Below are 14710 nucleotides of genomic sequence, written 5' to 3' on the forward strand. Positions count from 1 at the left end.
CGCGTTCGAGTCGTCCGATGCACGCGCAGATCCACTGTGGCCTGTTGATTTCACGGTAGGTGCGGGGCGTCTTGAACGCTGCTCGCGTCCCGCCCCGATCGCCCCAACGGGTGAAAACGATTTCGCTGCGGATCGATCCGGTGCTCCGAACGATCGTTGATCGAGCAATCTGATGGTCACCGGGGATACCATCGGAGCCGTCGCCGCGTTCCGAGCCGGTCGGCGGGCAACCCACCATCCCCGGCGCGCGTGTTGACCCGAGAGGCCCGATTCCCACGCCTGGGGAGGTGTCGGCCGTGCGGGGTTATCCCGTTCATCTGCTCTTCCACCTGCTGGCGATCGTCGCCGGTATCGCCGTCGGCGTCGGCGGTGCGCTGTGGTGGCTGGGCGACGACCGCAACGCCCTGTACCTGGCCGCGACCGCGCTGATCGTCGGGATCATCGTGCTGCTGCTGCAGGGCTTCTACATCAGCGCCAGCCAGCCGCCGCGGCCCGCTCCGCGCAGGCCCATGCCGCCGGCTCCGCCGTCGCACCCGCGGTTCCAGCCGGTCGCCGAGCGGCGCGATCCGACGCGCCCGGACCTGGAGCCGGTCGCCCCGCCGGAGGCCGAGTCCGGCTCGGTCGACCAGGAGACCAAGACGTCGGCGATCGACGCCCTCAACGAGCACACCAAGGGCTGAGTCGTCGCAGTTCAGCGGCCCATTTGCCGCCGAATCCTTGCGATCTGTGATGCGAGTCACCATTCTGGGCTGAGTTTCGGGTTCACCCGGGAGGCCGTCATGTCGATCATGCGGGTCAAATCGGTCGAGCAGTCGATTCAGGACGCCGAGGCACCGGAATTCCGGTTGCGCCGCGTGCTCAGAGCGGTTGACCTGCTCGGCATCGGGATCGGCGCGATCATCGGCACCGGGATCTTCGTGCTCACGGGTGTCGCCGCGGCCACCGACGCCGGGCCGGGCATCTCGATCTCCTTCGTCATCTCCGGCATCGCCTGCGGACTCGCGGCCCTCTGCTACGCCGAGTTCGCCTCCGTCGTGCCCGTCGCCGGATCCGCCTACACGTTCTCCTACGCCTCGCTCGGGGAGTTCCTGGCCTGGATCATCGGCTGGGACCTGATGCTGGAGTTCGTCATCGGTGCTTCCACCGTCTCGGTGGGCTGGTCGCAGTACTTCGTCGAGGCGCTCAGCGCGATCGGACTCGGGCTGCCCGAATCGCTGACCGCCGCACCCGGCGCGGGCGGGGCGATGAACCTGCCCGCCGCGATCATCGCGCTGCTGCTGACCGTCGTGCTGGTGGTCGGCATCCGGCTCAGCGCTTCGGTGACCAACGTGGTCGTGGCGATCAAGCTGGCCGTGGTGCTGTTCTTCATCATCTTCGGCGCGTTCTTCGTCAAGACCGCCAACTGGGACCCGTTCATCCCGCCGCACCAGCCCCCGGACCCGTCCGAGACCGGCTCCGCTCTCAACGACCCGCTGATCAACGCGATCTTCGGCAGCACCGGCTCGTTCGGCGTCAGCGGCCTGGTGGCCGGAGCCGCACTGGTGTTCTTCGCCTACATCGGCTTCGACATCGTCGCCAGCGGCGCGGAGGAGACCCGCAGGCCGCAGCGCGACATGCCGATCGGCATCCTCGGCTCGCTGGCGGTCTGCTCGATCCTCTACGTGCTGGTCTCGCTGGTGATGACCGGCATCGTCAAGTACGACAAGCTCGACACCGCCGCTCCGATGGCCACCGCGTTCCAGGCGATCGGAGCGCCGTGGGCGGTCGGCCTGGTGTCGCTGGGCGCGATCGCCGGTCTGACCACGGTGATCCTGATCCTGATGCTCGGGCAGGCCCGCGTCGGCTTCGCGATGGCCCGCGACGGGCTGCTGCCGGTGTACTTCGCGAAGGTGCACTCCAAGTACCGCACGCCCTACCGGATCACGGTGACCACCGGAGTCGTGGTCGCGATCATCGCCTCGCTGACGCCGATCGACGTGCTCGCCGAGATGACCAACATCGGCACCCTGTTCGCGTTCGTGCTGGTCTCCATCGGCGTGCTGGTGATGCGCCGGACGCGCCCGGACCTGCCGCGCGCGTTCCGCGTCCCGCTGGTCCCGGTGGTCCCGATCCTCGCCGCGCTGGCCTGCCTCTACCTGATGCTCAACCTCGAAGGCTGGACCTGGCTGCGATTCGGCATCTGGATGGCCCTCGGCCTGCTGATCTACTTCGTCTACAGCAAGCACCGCAGCCGCCTCGCCCGAGGCGAGACCATCGAGGACGCCGCCGAGGAAGCGGACTGAGACCTCAGGCGCCCAGCTGCTCGTCGACGAAGCACCACATCCAGTTCTCGCCCGGCTCGAAGGAGCGGATCACCGGGTGACGGGTCTGCTCGTGGTGGACCGTGGCGTGCCGGTTGGGGCTGGAATCGCAGCAGCCCACGTGGCCGCAGTCCGTGCAGATCCGCAGGTGCGCCCAGACTCGCTCACCGGCGGCCAGGCAGTCCTCGCAGCCGTTTACGCTGCTGGGGTTCGGCCGCTGAGTGGCGGCGCCGGTCAGGTGTGCGCAACGATCCGACATCGTCTGGTCCCTTCTCTCCTGCCGCTCAGCATGTCCCGACGGGAGTGAGCATGCACGACCTGCCCGCCTTGATGGCTCTGCTCGCCGGAGCGCTGGCCGTCACCGCACTGTCCCGCCGCCTCGGCGTGTCGGCACCGCTGGTGCTGGTCGTCGTCGGGCTGGCGGTCTCGGCGATCCCGGGCGTGCCGGACTACGCGATCAACCCCGACGTGATCCTGCTGCTGATCCTGCCACCGCTGCTGTACTCGGCCGCGCTGCACAGCTCGACGGTCGGGATCAAGGCGAACCTGCGGCCGATCGGGCTGCTGGCGATCGGCCTCGTGCTGTTCAGCACCGCCGTCGCCGGGCTCGTGGCGTGGTGGCTGGTGCCCGGTTTGCCGCTGAGCGCGGCGCTGGTGCTCGGCGCGGTCATCGCCCCGCCGGACGCGGTGGCGGCGACATCGATCGGCCGCCGGGTCGGGTTGCCGCGCAGGCTGATGACGGTGCTCAGCGGCGAGAGCCTGGTCAACGACGCGACCGCGCTGACCGCCTACCGGGTCGCGGTGGCCGCGGCGATCGGCACCGGCACCTCGCTGCTGTCGGGCCTGGGCATGTTCCTTCTGGCCGCGGTCGGCGGAACGCTGATCGGCCTGGTGATCGCCTGGGCGGTCAACCGGGTCAAGCCGCTGCTGCGCGACGACATGCTCGACAGCGCGGTCGGGCTGATCGTGCCGTTCTTCGCCTACTTCGTCGCCGAGGAGGCGCACACCTCCGGAGTGCTGGCGGTGGTGGTCGCCGGGCTGTACCTGGGTCACCAGGCGCCCGCGCGCAGCGCGGCGACGCGGGTGCAGGACAAGGCCGTGTGGGGAGCGGTGGACACGCTGCTGGAGGCGGTGGTGTTCGCGCTGATCGGCCTGCAGCTCAGCAGCGTCGTGGCCGGCGTGAGCACCGGGTTCGGGCCGCTGCTGCTGGCGGGCTGCGCGCTGACCGTCGCGGTGGTGCTGGCGCGCGTGGTGTGGGTGTTCGGCGTGATGTACCTGCCGGAGTGGCTGCGCGGCAAGCGCCCCGACTGGCGGCACAAGCTGGTCGTGTCGTGGGCCGGCATGCGCGGGGTGGTGTCGTTGGCGGCGGCCTCGGCGATCCCGACGGTGACGCTGTCCGGGCACCCGTTCCCGCACCGCGACGAGGTGCTGTTCCTGACCCTGTTCGTCACGCTCACGACGCTGCTGCTGCACGGCACCACGCTGCGCCGGTTGATCGAGCGGCTCGGCGTGACCGGCGGCGAGGACTACACCGACGCGCTCGCGGAGGCCGAGGCCAGGCACAACGCCGCGCGCGCCTCGCAGGAGCGCCTCGACGACCTGACCGCGGAGACCGAGCCGCCGGGGGACGTGGCCGATCAGCTCCGGCGGGCCGCGCAGCAGCGCGCCAACCGGGCGTGGGAACGGCTGGGCCGCTCCGACGAGGAGCTGGGCGAGAGCCCCACGGCCGCCTACCGGAGGTTGCGCAGCGAGATGCTGGCCGCCGAGCGAGCGGTGTTCGTGCAGTTCCGCGACGCCCGCCGGATAGACGACGAGGTGCTGCGCCGCGTCATGCACCAGCTCGACCTGGAGGAGCTGTCACTCACCCGGGACTGACGGGAGGAAGCCCAGCTGCGCCGACAGGTCCGCGGACGCGTCGCGCATGAACCCGACGGCCTCGCCCACCCGCTCGCGGGTGAAGCGGTAGGTGGGGCCGGACGCGCTCAGCGCCGCCACCACGTTGCCCTCGTGGTCGTAGACGGCGACGGCGGCGGCGTTGAGCCCGATCTCGAACTCCTCGTAGCTGGTCGCGTAGCCGTCGTGGACGATGAGCTCGAAGTCCTTGCGCTGCTGGCGGGCGGCGGTGACGGTCTGCTCGGTGTACTGCTCCAGCTTGCGCGCCAGGATGCGGTCCTGGTCGTCGCGGGGGGCGTGAGCGAGCAGCACCTTGCCGCTGGAGGTGGCGTGCAGCGGCGTGCGCTGGCCGACCCAGTTGTGCGCGGTGACCGAGGCGGTGCCCCGGGCCTGGCTGATGTTGATGGCCACGTCGAAGTCGCGGATGGCGATGTTGACGGTCTCGCCGAGCTCGGTGGCCAGCGAATCGCAGTAGGCCTGGCCGATGCGCGAGAGGTCCAGCCGCTCGGTGGCCGCGCCTGCCAGCCGCACGATCCCGAAGCCGATGGCGTACTTGCCGCGCTCACCGAGCTGCTCGACCAGACCGCGCGATTCCAGCACGCTGACCAGACGGGACGCGGTGGACTTGTGCACGCCGAGCTCGCCGGCGATCTCGGTGATGCCCACCTCGCCGTTGCGGGCCAGCAGTTCCAGCACGGTCACCGCCCGGTCCACAGATTGCACGAGGGCACCCGAGCTACTTCCGCGTGATTGAGACGCACTAGCCACGGGCCAGACCCTATCGGCTCGCCGGACCTATTCCGCGATCATCCGGGGTGGGCAGGAAATTCTGTTCCTCATTGTGCAACACCCGAGGTCACTTGGCGAGAGTCGAGCAACGCCGTGGCGAGGTGGCCCGCGTAGGAGTTGCGGACCAGGACCCGGTAGCCGGCGTCGAGGCGCCAGAGGATCACCGGGACCCGGGCGAGGAGGGTCTGCGCGCAGTGCCCCGGGACGAACACCCCGGGGTGCAGGTCGAGGGAGCACAGGGCTTCCAGGACCTCGCGGTCGTGCAGGCGCAGGGTCGTGCGGGCCGCCGACACGTCGACCAGGCTCCGATGGCCCGGCTCCGTTCCGGTGACCCCGATCAGCAGGTGCTCGTCCGGGCCCAGACCGAGGGCGGCGCGGTGCTCGTCCCCGGTGACCCGGTTGACCTCCGGCAGCCGCAGCCCCAGCGCGAACTCGGCGTCCGTGCGCACGTCGAGCTGGGGCAGGAACGGCTCCTCGACCAGCACGTCCGCGAGCTCGGCGGCGCGGTGCCCGAGCGGGCTGCGGCGCAGATCAACGTCGACCGTCACGGCGGGCTCCCTCCGGGTCGTAGAACACCGGCTCGTGCACCCGCACCGGCACCTCGCGGTGGTCGAGCGAGACCCCGACGCGCTCGCCGATGCGGTCGCGGCCGGACCGGACCAGAGCCAGCGCGATGGTGCGGCCGAGGATCGGGCTGCGGTAGCTGGAGGTCACGTGGCCGATCCCGCCCGCCAGGCGGGCTCCTTCCGGCAGGAGCTCGGCGGGGTCCTCGGTCAGCAGGCCGACGAGCTGCTCGCGGTCGGCGCGGGCGGTGTCGGCGCGGCTCAGCGACCGCTTGCCGATGAAGTCCTTGCGCTGCGAGACGGGCATGCCCAGGTCGAGCGGGGTGACGGTGCCGTCGGTGTCCTGGCCGACGATGACGTAGCCCTTCTCGGCGCGCAGCACGTGCATCGTCTCGGTGCCGTAGGGCGTGACGCCGACGTCCTCCCACAGCGCCAGGCCGTACCAGGACGGGACGTTGATCTCGTAGGCCAGCTCGCCGGAGAACGAGATCCGCGCGATGCGGGCGGGAATCCCGTTGTGCAGCGCGGTGTCCCGGAATTCCAGGAACCCGAGCTCGCCCAGCTCCGGCGCCAGCCGCGCGACGACCTCGCCCGAGTCGGGGCCGGTGACGGCCACCGCCGCCCACTGCTCGGTGACCGAGGTGCAGCGCACGTCGAGGTCGGTCCACTCGGTCTGCAGCCACTGCTCCAGCCAGTCCAGCACCTTCTCGGCACCGCCGGTGGTGGTGCTCAGCAGGTAGTGGTCAGGGGCGAGCCGCAGCACGACCCCGTCGTCGAAGACCATCCCGTCGGCGGAGCACATGATCCCGTAGCGCCCCTTGCCGACCGGCAGCTTCGCGAATCCGCCGGTGTAGACGCGGTTGAGGAACTCCGGCGCGTCCGGGCCCACGACCTCGATGCGGCCGAGCGTGCTGACGTCCTGCATGGCGACCCCGGTGCGCGCGGCGAGGCATTCGCGGTGCACGGCCGCGGCCATGTCCTCGCCGGGCCGCGGGTAGTGGCGCGGGCGCCGCCACTGCCCCACGTCCTCGAACACCGCGCCGTGCGCCACGTGCCAGGAGTGCATCGGGGTGGTGCGGATCGGGTCGTGGAGGTCGCCGCGCTCGCGGGCGGCCATCAGCGCGAACGGGACCGGGACGTAGGGCGGGCGGAACGCGGGGGTGCCGACCTCGTCGGGTCCGACGCCGAGCTCTGCGGCGATGACGGCCATCGCGTTGACCCAGGAGGTCTTGCCCTGATCGCTGCCGACCCCGATGGTCGTGTAGCGCTTGATGTGCTCGACCGAGCGCAGCCCCGCGCCGATCGCGCGCCGGATGTCGGCGACCGTGGCGTCGCGCTGGAAGTCCACGAACTGCTCGGTGTCGTCGCCGGGCGTCAGCCAGACCGGGTGGGGCGGGCGGATCGGCTCGGGCGGCAGGTCCGGCGCCGGGGGTGCGGGCGTTCCGGCCGCGCGGGCGCCCGCCTGGAGCCCTTCGGCGATGCAGCCGGGCAGGTCGAAGGTGCCGTTCGCGGCCCCGGCGACCAGGCCGTCGATCGGCCGGAAGCCGGCGATGCCGTCGTCCCAGCGGCGGTCGCCGTCGTGCAGGTGCAGCACCGGGCTCCAGCCGCCGCTGACCGCCAGCAGGTCGCAGTCGATCTCCGTTCCGTCGGACAGCAGCACGGATTCCAGGCAGCGGCCGGTGGTGCCGACGACGGTGGTTCCGGCGATCACCGGGACGTCGGCGGGTGGCGGGTCGTTGCGGCTGTCGACGACGGCCCGCACCCGGCACCCGGCGGCGGCGAGCTCAGCGGCCGTGGCGTAGGCGCTGTCGCCGGTCGTGGCCACGACCGCCTCGCGACCGGGCAGCACGGCGAACCTGCGCAGGTAGGTCGACACGGCCGACGCCAGCATGATCCCGGGCCGATCGTTCCCGGCGAACACCAGAGGCCGCTCATGCGCCCCGGTGGCCAGCACGACCCGCCCCGCCCGGACGTGCCACATCACGTTCCCCTGAGCGATCAACAGGTAATCACCCTCGTACCGCCCGATGACCGTGGCCCCCAACAGGATTCGAACCCCCTCCCCACCGCCGCTCGGACCACCCCACCCCCGGTCCCCCCGATCACCGCCGTACTCAGAACCCGGAATACCGCCGTATTCAGGTCCCGGATTACGGCCGTATTCGGGGACCCGATTACCGCCGTAATCCGTCCCCGGGGGACTGCCGGGGTCCGTACGTGGGGGGATTCCGGGGGTCGTACCCGGAGAACCGCCGTGATCGGGGGTCTGGATACGGCCGTGATCGGTGAGGGTGGTGAGGGCTTGGGTGATCCAGTCGTGGGGGCGTTCGCCGCCGAGGGCGGGGCCGTGTTCGACCAGCAGGACGCGGGCTCCGGATCGGGTCGCGGCCAGGGCCGCGGCTGCGCCGGCCGGGCCCCCGCCGATCACGGCGATGTCGGTGTGGACGTTCCTGCGGTGGCACTTCGGGGCGTCGCCGCTGGTCAGACGACCTACGCCGGGGATGCTCTCGGCCCGGAGACCGTCGCGCAGCGGGACCTCGGTGGCCTGCGCGAACGGGTTCCCGTCCACGCTCACCAAGGCGTTCGGCTCGGTGAGGTCGGCGGTCAGGACTCCGCGCGGCCGGCCCAGGTAGGTCGAGCGGGCCACCTCGACGCGCCCGGAGGCGAGCAGCGCCGAGGCGAGGGTGTCGCCGGGATGCCCGGAGAGCTCGGTCCCGTCGAAGGTGAATCGCAGGGTGCGGGTCCGGTCGATCCGCCCGCCGTCGTCGAGCCGCATCACGCCACCTCGTCGGTCTCGGTGTTGCGCCACAGCTCGAACCAGCGTCGGCAGCCGGCGAAGTGCACCCACCGCTCCCGCCACCACCCGCACGGGTTGTCCCGCACGAACAGGAAGTCCGCCCACTCCCGGTCGGTCAACGCCCCGGGGTCGGCCGGGTAGTCGACGGCCTGGCCGCCGTAGCGGAACTCGACCTCGTCGCGCTCCCCGCACCAGGGGCACCGGATCCGCAGCATCGCGACCTCCCGGGATCAGTGCGCGACCGCCGCCGCGCCGTGCTCGTCGATGAGGGCGCCCGTGACGAACCGGTCCAGCCCGTAGGGCTCGGCCAGCGGGTGCGGACGGCCGTGGGCGATCGTGTCGGCGTAGACCTGGCCGACCCCGGGCGTGGCCTTGAAACCTCCTGTCCCCCAACCGCAGTTGAGGAACAGCCCCTCCCACGGGGTGGGGCCGATGATCGGCGAGGCGTCGGGGGTGACGTCCACCGTGCCCGCCCAGGTGCGGATCACGTGCGCGCGGGCGAAGATCGGGAACAGCTCCAGCGCCGCGGCGAGCTGGCGCTCGATCACGTGCACCGATCCGCGCTGGGCGTACCCGTTGCGGGAGTCGATGCCCGCTCCCACCACGAGCTCGCCGCGATGCGCCTGGCTGCAGTAGACGTGCACGTGGTTGGACATCACCACGCGCGGGTGCACCGGTTCCAGCAGCTCGGACACCAGCGCCTGCAGCGGGTGGCTCTGCAGCGGCAACCGCAGGCCGAGGGTGTCGGTGAGGGTGCTGGTGCGTCCCGCCGCGGCCAGCGCGACCCGGTCGGCGCCGATGTCGCCGCGCGAGGTGCGCACCCCGCGCACCCGGTCGCCGTCGGTGAGGAACCCGGTGACCTCGCAGCCCTCGACGAGGTCCACGCCCATCTCGTCGGCGCGGCGGGCGAAGGCCCAGGCCACCAGGTCGTGCTTGGCGATGCCGCCGCGCGGTTGCCACGTCGCGCCGAGAACCGGGTAGCGGCAGTCGGTGTTGATGATCGGGCAGATCCGCGAGACCTCCTCGGGCCACACCCATTCGGCGTCGATCCCGTTGGCGCGGTTGGCGAAGACCCGGCGCCGGGAGTCGCGCACCTCCTGCTCGGTGTGCGCGAGGTTGAGCACGCCGCACTGGCTGAGCAGCAGTTCGCAGTCGAGCTCCTCGGGCAGCGATTCCCACAGCTTCAGGGCGTGCTCGTAGATCCCGGCGCTGGCGTCCCACAGGTAGTTGGAGCGGATGATCGCGGTGTTGCGGGCCATGTTCCCGCCTGCCAGCCAACCGCGTTCGAGGACGGCGACGTCGCGGATCCCGTGCTCGCGCGCGAGGTAGTAGGCGGTGGCCAGCCCGTGCCCGCCGGAACCGACGACGACCACGTCGTAGTGCCGGGCGGGCTCGGCGTTGCGCCACAGCCTCTCGGGCGGTTGCGGAAGCGGTGCTGCGACCACGGCCACCTCCCTGCGATTCGGAGGTGAACCCAGGCTAGGAGCGCCGCGACGAGCGGGTCAATTCACGAAAGGGGGACGGTGCTTCCCGTTGCCCCACAACAAGATCCACGACCGAAAATTCATCTCGGCGGACTCTTGACGCACCCCTTTTCCCGAGCGCACTGTTGCGGTGTGCGCAGGTAGTTGTCGTAGACGCAACAAGGCGGCAGCCATGGTTTCGAGCGTCCACATCTTGCTCGTGGGGGCGGGCATCGTCGGGTGCAGCACCGCCTACCACCTGGCGCGCCAGGGGATCACCGATGTTCTGGTGATCGACCAGGGGCCGCTCCCCGCGACCGGCGGTTCGAGCTCGCACGCGCCGGGCCTGGTCTTCCAGACCAACGCCTCGGAGACGCTGAGCCGGCTCGCCGCCGACACCGTTCACCTGTACTCCTCGCTGGAGGTCGACGGGTCGCCCTGCTTCCACCAGGTCGGCGGCATCGAGGCCGCCACCACCCCCGAACGCTGGGACGACCTGCACCGCAAGCTCGGACTGGCCACCGCGTGGGGCATCGGCGGTGAACTCCTCGACCCCGATCAGGTGCGCGAGCGCATCCCCGGCATCGACGCCGACCGGATCCACGGCGGACTGCACGTGGCCACCGACGGGATCGCCAAACCGGTGCGCGCCGCCGAGGCGATGATGCGCGAGGCGCGGCGGCTCGGCGTGCGCTTCGCAGGCTCGACCGAGGTCACCGGGTTCGACATCACCGGAGACCGGATCACCACCGTTCACACCACGTCCGGCGACGTGGTCGCGGGAACCGTGGTGTGCTGCGCGGGGATCTGGGGCCCGAAGATCGGCCGGATGGCCGGGGTGACGATCCCGGTGCAGCCGCTGGCGCACCAGTACGCGGTGACCACACCTGTGCTCGACGACGGCGAAACCGAAGTGGCGCAACCGATCCTGCGCCACCAGGACCGGTCGATGTACTTCCGCCAGGTCCACGACCGCTACGGCATCGGCTCCTACCGGCACCGGGTGATGCCGGTGCGCACCGACGAGCTCTCGCCGACCGTCACGCCCGGCACCGAAGCGCCCTCCGAGGGCGGCGGGTGGAAGGGCATGGCCTCGGTGCACCCGTTCACGCCGGAGGACTTCGCCGGCCCCTGGCAGGAGGCGCGGCGGCTGCTGCCCGCGCTGCGCGAGGCCGAGATCGGCGAGGGCATGAACGGGCTGTTCCTGTTCACCTCCGACGGGATGCCGGTGCTGGGCCGATCCGACGTGGAGAACTTCTGGGTCGCCGAGGCCGTGTGGATCACCCACGCCGGTGGTGTCGGCCGGGCGATGGCGCAGTGGCTGGCCGGGCGCACCCCCGACATCGACCTGCGGCAGGCCGACCTGCGGCGCTTCGACGACTTCGCCCGCAGCCCGGCCTACCTGGCGCAGCGCAGCGCGCAGAGCTTCCGCGAGGTCTACGACATCATCCACCCGCAGCAGCCGCCCGAGCAGCCGCGGCCGTTGCGCACCAGTCCGTTCCACGACCGGCAGCGCGACCTCGGCGCGGTCTTCCTGGAGGCTTCCGGCTGGGAGCGGCCGCACTGGTACGCGAGCAACGAGAATCTGGTGCGGGGCAAGGAGATCGCGCGCCCGGGCGAGTGGGCGGGCCGGTTCTGGTCACCGATCGTCGGCGCCGAGCACCTGGCGACCCGCGACGGCGTCGCGATGTTCGACATGACCTCGCTGCCGCGTGCCGAGGTCACCGGCCCCGGTGCGCTCGGGCTGCTGGACCGGCTCACCACCAGCAAGATCGACCGTCAACCCGGCTACGTCACCTACACGCTGATGCTCACCCCCGAGGGCGGCATCCGGTCGGACATCACCGTGGCGCGGCTGGAGCGGGATCACTTCCAGGTCGGGTGCAACGGTCCTCGCGACATCGCGTGGCTGCGCGACAACGCCGACGCCACCGCGCAGGTCCGCGACATCACCGGCGGCACCTGCTGCATCGGGCTGTGGGGACCGCGCGCCCGCGACGTGCTGGCCGGGCTCGCCGACGTCGACGTCTCGCACGAGGCGTTCGGGTTCTTCCGGGCTCGGCGGTTGCACGTCGGCGAGGTTCCGGTGGTGGCGCTGCGGCTGTCCTACGTGGGCGAGCTCGGTTGGGAGCTCTACACCTCCGCCGAGTTCGGCCGACGCCTGTGGGACCTGCTGGCCGGTGCCGGGCACGGCATCTTCCCCGCCGGCCGCGGTGCGTTCAACGGCATGCGGCTGGAGAAGGGCTACCGCGCCTGGGGCACCGACATGTGGACCGAGCACACCCCGGAGGAAGCCGGCGTCGCCTTCGCGGTGAAGCCCGGCAAGGGTCCGTTCACCGGCCGAGAAGCCCTGCTCCGCCAGGGGGAACCCGCTCGCCGCCTGTCCTGCCTGCGCATCGACGACGGCACGGTCCTGATGGGTTCCGAACCGGTCCTCGCCGGCGACGAACCGGTCGGGTTCACCACCAGCGCCGCCTACGGCCACACGGTCGGCGCGAGCCTCGCCTACGCCTGGCTCCCCGCCGACCTCGCGCACCCCGACACCCGACTGACGGTCACCTACTTCAACCAACCCCACTCCGCCACGGTCATCGCAGACCCCACCTACGACCCCGAAATGACCCGAATGCGCCGCTGACCCCACGCACCAGACCCGTCCCGAACCACCCGTCCCCCAAAGAAAAACCCTCCCGACCCCTTCAGACGACCACCCACCCGATCCCAGTGGAAATCAGAACCCCGATTTCCACTGAAACCCGCAACCCAACTTCCACTGAAATCGGGAACCGGGATTCCACTGAAACCCGGGACCGGACTTCCACTGAAATCGCGTGACCGAGATTTGGAGCGAGCATCATGAGCGTCAACTCGAACCCCGGGGTCCTGCTGTACCCGCGGATCCGGAAATCGCCGTTCTTCTACGCCTCGCGGCGTCACGGGGTGGCGATGTACAGCGTCTACAACCACACGTACCACCCGAGGCACTACGGGGACCCGGTCGCCGAGTACTGGGCGCTGCTGGAAGGCGTGACGCTGTGGGACGTCGGCGTGGAGCGGCAGGTCGAGATCACCGGACCGGACGCGTTCGAGTTCACCAACATGCTCGTGCCCCGCGACCTCACCAAGTGCAAGGTCGGGCAGTGCAAGTACGTGTTCGTCACCGGCACCGACGGCGGCATCCTCAACGACCCGGTGCTGCTGCGCCTGGGCGAGAACCACTTCTGGCTCTCGCTGGCCGACAGCGACGTGCTGATGTGGGCCAGGGCCCTGGCCCACGGGCTGGGCATGGACGTCGACATCCGCGAACCCGACGTCGGCCCGGTGCAGGTCCAGGGCCCGAAGTCCGGTGCGGTGATGGCGGAGCTGTTCGGCGAGTCCATTTTGGATATTCCCTATTACTACGCGGTGGAACGAGAGCTCGCAGGGATGCGAGTGGTGGTCTCCCGCACCGGCTACACCGCTGAGCTGGGCTACGAGATCTACCTGCACGACGCCTCCCGCGACGGCGTGCGGCTGTGGGACGCGATCTGGGAGGCCGGCGAGCCGCACGACCTCACCGTGATCGGCCCCTGCCACATCCGGCGGATCGAGGCCGGGATCCTGTCGTGGGGCTGCGACATCACCGCCGACACCAACCCCTTCGAGGTCGGCTACGGCTTCGAGAAGACCTGGATGGTCGACCTCGACCAGGAGGCCGACTTCATCGGCAAGGACGCGCTGCGCCGCATCAAGCAGGACGGCGTGAGCCGCAAGCTCGTCGGCGTGCGCATCGACGGTCCGAGCGTGGGCTCGTTCAACGACGGCGCGATGATCGACGTCTTCGAGGTGCACGACCCGCACGGGCTGCGGATCGGCGAGGTCACCTCCGCCGCCCACTCCCCGCGCATCGAGGGCAACATCGGCTACGCGATGGTCCCGATCGCCTACCAGGAGCCGGGCACCGAGCTCGTCGTGCACACCCAGCACGGCCCGCAGCAGGCGGTCGTGTCCGAGAAGCCGTTCCTGGACCCGACCAAGGACATCCCCAAGCGCCTGGCGCGGAGCGCGTGAAGGGGGCGAGATGGCATCTGAACTGCGGAGATCCCTCGACCGGATGCGCTACGAGGTGCTGCCGGTGGGCAACGCCCGGGTGGAGGCGCTCGATCCCGGCAGCACGGTGACCGTGACGGCCTCGCCGGCCAGGGGCATCGGACCGACCATCGACTGCACCGAGCGGCTGGCCGCGATGGGCCTGCGCGCGGTGCCGCACCTGGCCGCGCGCTCGATCCGCGATCACGCGCACCTGACGGGCGTGCTGGACCGGCTGGACGCCGCCGGGGCGAGCGAGGTGTTCGTGATCGCCGGGGACGCCGCGAAACCGCTGGGCGAGTTCGCCGATTCCCTCGCGCTGCTGCGCGCGATGGAGCGGATGGGGCGGCTGCCGGCGCGCATCGGCATCGCCGGATACCCCGAACGGCACGCGTTCATACCAGACGACTCCGCCGTTCGGGCCATGTCGGACAAATCTCACTACGCCGACTACGTGGTCTCGCAAATCACGTTCGACCCCCGGACGATCATCGATTGGGCCCGCGACCTGCGGAATCGTGGGGTGGAGGCACCCGTGTACGTGGGGGTCCCCGGGGTGGTGGACGCCCATCGGCTGTTGCGCATCGCGCTGAAGATCGGGTTGGGTGAGTCGACGCGGTTCCTGCGAAAGCAGTACGGCGCGGTCTCGAAGATGTTGGCACGCTACACGCCGGAGGAGCTGCTCGACGAGCTGTCCCCGCAGCTGGGCGACCCGGATTCGCCGATCGCGGGCTGGCACCTGTTCACCTTCAACGAGGTCACCAAGACGGTGCAGTGGCGCGACGATCTGGCGGCCCGGCTGTCCGGCTACGCGGACCGACCGGCGTAACCGACACC

Annotated in this window: 12 protein-coding genes; 6 read left to right on the plus strand and 6 right to left on the minus strand. The window is 70.8% G+C overall.

The features are described 5' to 3' along the window. The first annotated feature begins 296 nt into the window (after positions 1–296). Positions 297–680 carry a hypothetical protein gene (locus KBO27_RS11885; protein WP_210970044.1) on the plus strand — a complete coding sequence of 128 codons (384 nt, stop codon included), beginning with the start codon at positions 297–299 and terminating at the stop codon, positions 678–680. 99 nt (positions 681–779) lie between these two features. Continuing rightward, complete coding sequence (locus tag KBO27_RS11890; RefSeq protein WP_210970045.1) at positions 780–2282, plus strand: amino acid permease; 1503 nt, start codon at positions 780–782, stop codon at positions 2280–2282. A gap of 4 nt (positions 2283–2286) precedes the next feature. On the opposite strand, the gene KBO27_RS11895 is transcribed toward KBO27_RS11890, so the two are convergent. After that, positions 2287–2559, minus strand: coding sequence for a UBP-type zinc finger domain-containing protein (locus KBO27_RS11895; RefSeq protein WP_132684245.1), 273 nt, complete (start codon positions 2557–2559; stop codon positions 2287–2289). Positions 2560–2609: 50 nt separating this feature from the next. Here KBO27_RS11895 and KBO27_RS11900 point away from each other — a divergent pair, with 50 nt between their 5' ends. Then, positions 2610–4175: a Na+/H+ antiporter gene (locus KBO27_RS11900; protein WP_210970046.1), complete on the plus strand. Its 1566-nt coding sequence runs from the start codon at positions 2610–2612 to the stop codon at positions 4173–4175. Here KBO27_RS11900 and KBO27_RS11905 read toward each other — a convergent pair. From KBO27_RS11905 to KBO27_RS11925, 5 genes are all read right to left on the minus strand, one after another. Next, complete coding sequence (locus KBO27_RS11905; RefSeq protein WP_210970047.1) at positions 4158–4916, minus strand: IclR family transcriptional regulator; 759 nt, start codon at positions 4914–4916, stop codon at positions 4158–4160. The two genes, KBO27_RS11900 and KBO27_RS11905, sit on opposite strands and share 18 nt — an antisense overlap. Before the next feature lie 113 nt (positions 4917–5029). Continuing rightward, a complete protein-coding gene (locus KBO27_RS11910; RefSeq protein ID WP_210970048.1) occupies positions 5030–5530 on the minus strand; it encodes a sarcosine oxidase subunit gamma in 501 nt (166 codons plus the stop codon). Beyond that, the gene (locus tag KBO27_RS11915; protein ID WP_210970049.1) at positions 5514–8321 is read right to left on the minus strand and encodes a 2Fe-2S iron-sulfur cluster-binding protein; all 2808 of its coding nucleotides are present in this window, start codon (positions 8319–8321) and stop codon (positions 5514–5516) included. The genes KBO27_RS11910 and KBO27_RS11915 overlap by 17 nt, the downstream gene beginning before the upstream one ends. Continuing rightward, positions 8321–8557, minus strand: a complete 237-nt coding sequence (locus tag KBO27_RS11920) for a sarcosine oxidase subunit delta (RefSeq protein ID WP_210970050.1) — start codon at positions 8555–8557, stop codon at positions 8321–8323. The genes KBO27_RS11915 and KBO27_RS11920 overlap by 1 nt, the downstream gene beginning before the upstream one ends. A 15-nt stretch (positions 8558–8572) precedes the next feature. Beyond that, positions 8573–9787: a sarcosine oxidase subunit beta family protein gene (locus tag KBO27_RS11925; RefSeq protein WP_210970051.1), complete on the minus strand. Its 1215-nt coding sequence runs from the start codon at positions 9785–9787 to the stop codon at positions 8573–8575. Positions 9788–9998: 211 nt separating this feature from the next. Between KBO27_RS11925 and KBO27_RS11930 the strand changes: the two genes are divergently transcribed. The 3 genes from KBO27_RS11930 to KBO27_RS11940 all read left to right on the plus strand — a co-directional run bounded on the left by KBO27_RS11930 (position 9999) and on the right by KBO27_RS11940 (position 14702). Further along, positions 9999–12443 (plus strand): GcvT family protein, encoded by a 2445-nt coding sequence (locus KBO27_RS11930; protein ID WP_210970052.1) that lies wholly within the window; start codon positions 9999–10001, stop codon positions 12441–12443. Positions 12444–12661: 218 nt separating this feature from the next. Next, positions 12662–13855, plus strand: a complete 1194-nt coding sequence (locus KBO27_RS11935; protein WP_210970053.1) for a glycine cleavage T C-terminal barrel domain-containing protein — start codon at positions 12662–12664, stop codon at positions 13853–13855. Between the two features lie 10 nt (positions 13856–13865). Beyond that, entirely contained in the window at positions 13866–14702 is an 837-nt protein-coding gene (locus tag KBO27_RS11940) for a methylenetetrahydrofolate reductase (protein WP_210970054.1), read from the plus strand. Positions 14703–14710: the final 8 nt, after the last annotated feature.

The organism is Saccharopolyspora endophytica, from assembly GCF_018070075.1.
GTDB classification, from domain to species: domain Bacteria; phylum Actinomycetota; class Actinomycetes; order Mycobacteriales; family Pseudonocardiaceae; genus Saccharopolyspora; species Saccharopolyspora endophytica.

Coding starts and splice junctions, on each gene's coding strand:
- KBO27_RS11930 (WP_210970052.1), top strand. CDS start 9,999: ATGGTTTCGAGCGTCCACATCTTGCTCGTGGGGGCGGGCATCGTCGGG.
- KBO27_RS11895 (WP_132684245.1), bottom strand. CDS start 2,559: ATGTCGGATCGTTGCGCACACCTGACCGGCGCCGCCACTCAGCGGCCG.
- KBO27_RS11935 (WP_210970053.1), top strand. CDS start 12,662: ATGAGCGTCAACTCGAACCCCGGGGTCCTGCTGTACCCGCGGATCCGG.
- KBO27_RS11890 (WP_210970045.1), top strand. CDS start 780: ATGTCGATCATGCGGGTCAAATCGGTCGAGCAGTCGATTCAGGACGCC.
- KBO27_RS11920 (WP_210970050.1), bottom strand. CDS start 8,557: ATGCTGCGGATCCGGTGCCCCTGGTGCGGGGAGCGCGACGAGGTCGAG.
- KBO27_RS11940 (WP_210970054.1), top strand. CDS start 13,866: ATGGCATCTGAACTGCGGAGATCCCTCGACCGGATGCGCTACGAGGTG.
- KBO27_RS11900 (WP_210970046.1), top strand. CDS start 2,610: ATGCACGACCTGCCCGCCTTGATGGCTCTGCTCGCCGGAGCGCTGGCC.
- KBO27_RS11915 (WP_210970049.1), bottom strand. CDS start 8,321: ATGCGGCTCGACGACGGCGGGCGGATCGACCGGACCCGCACCCTGCGA.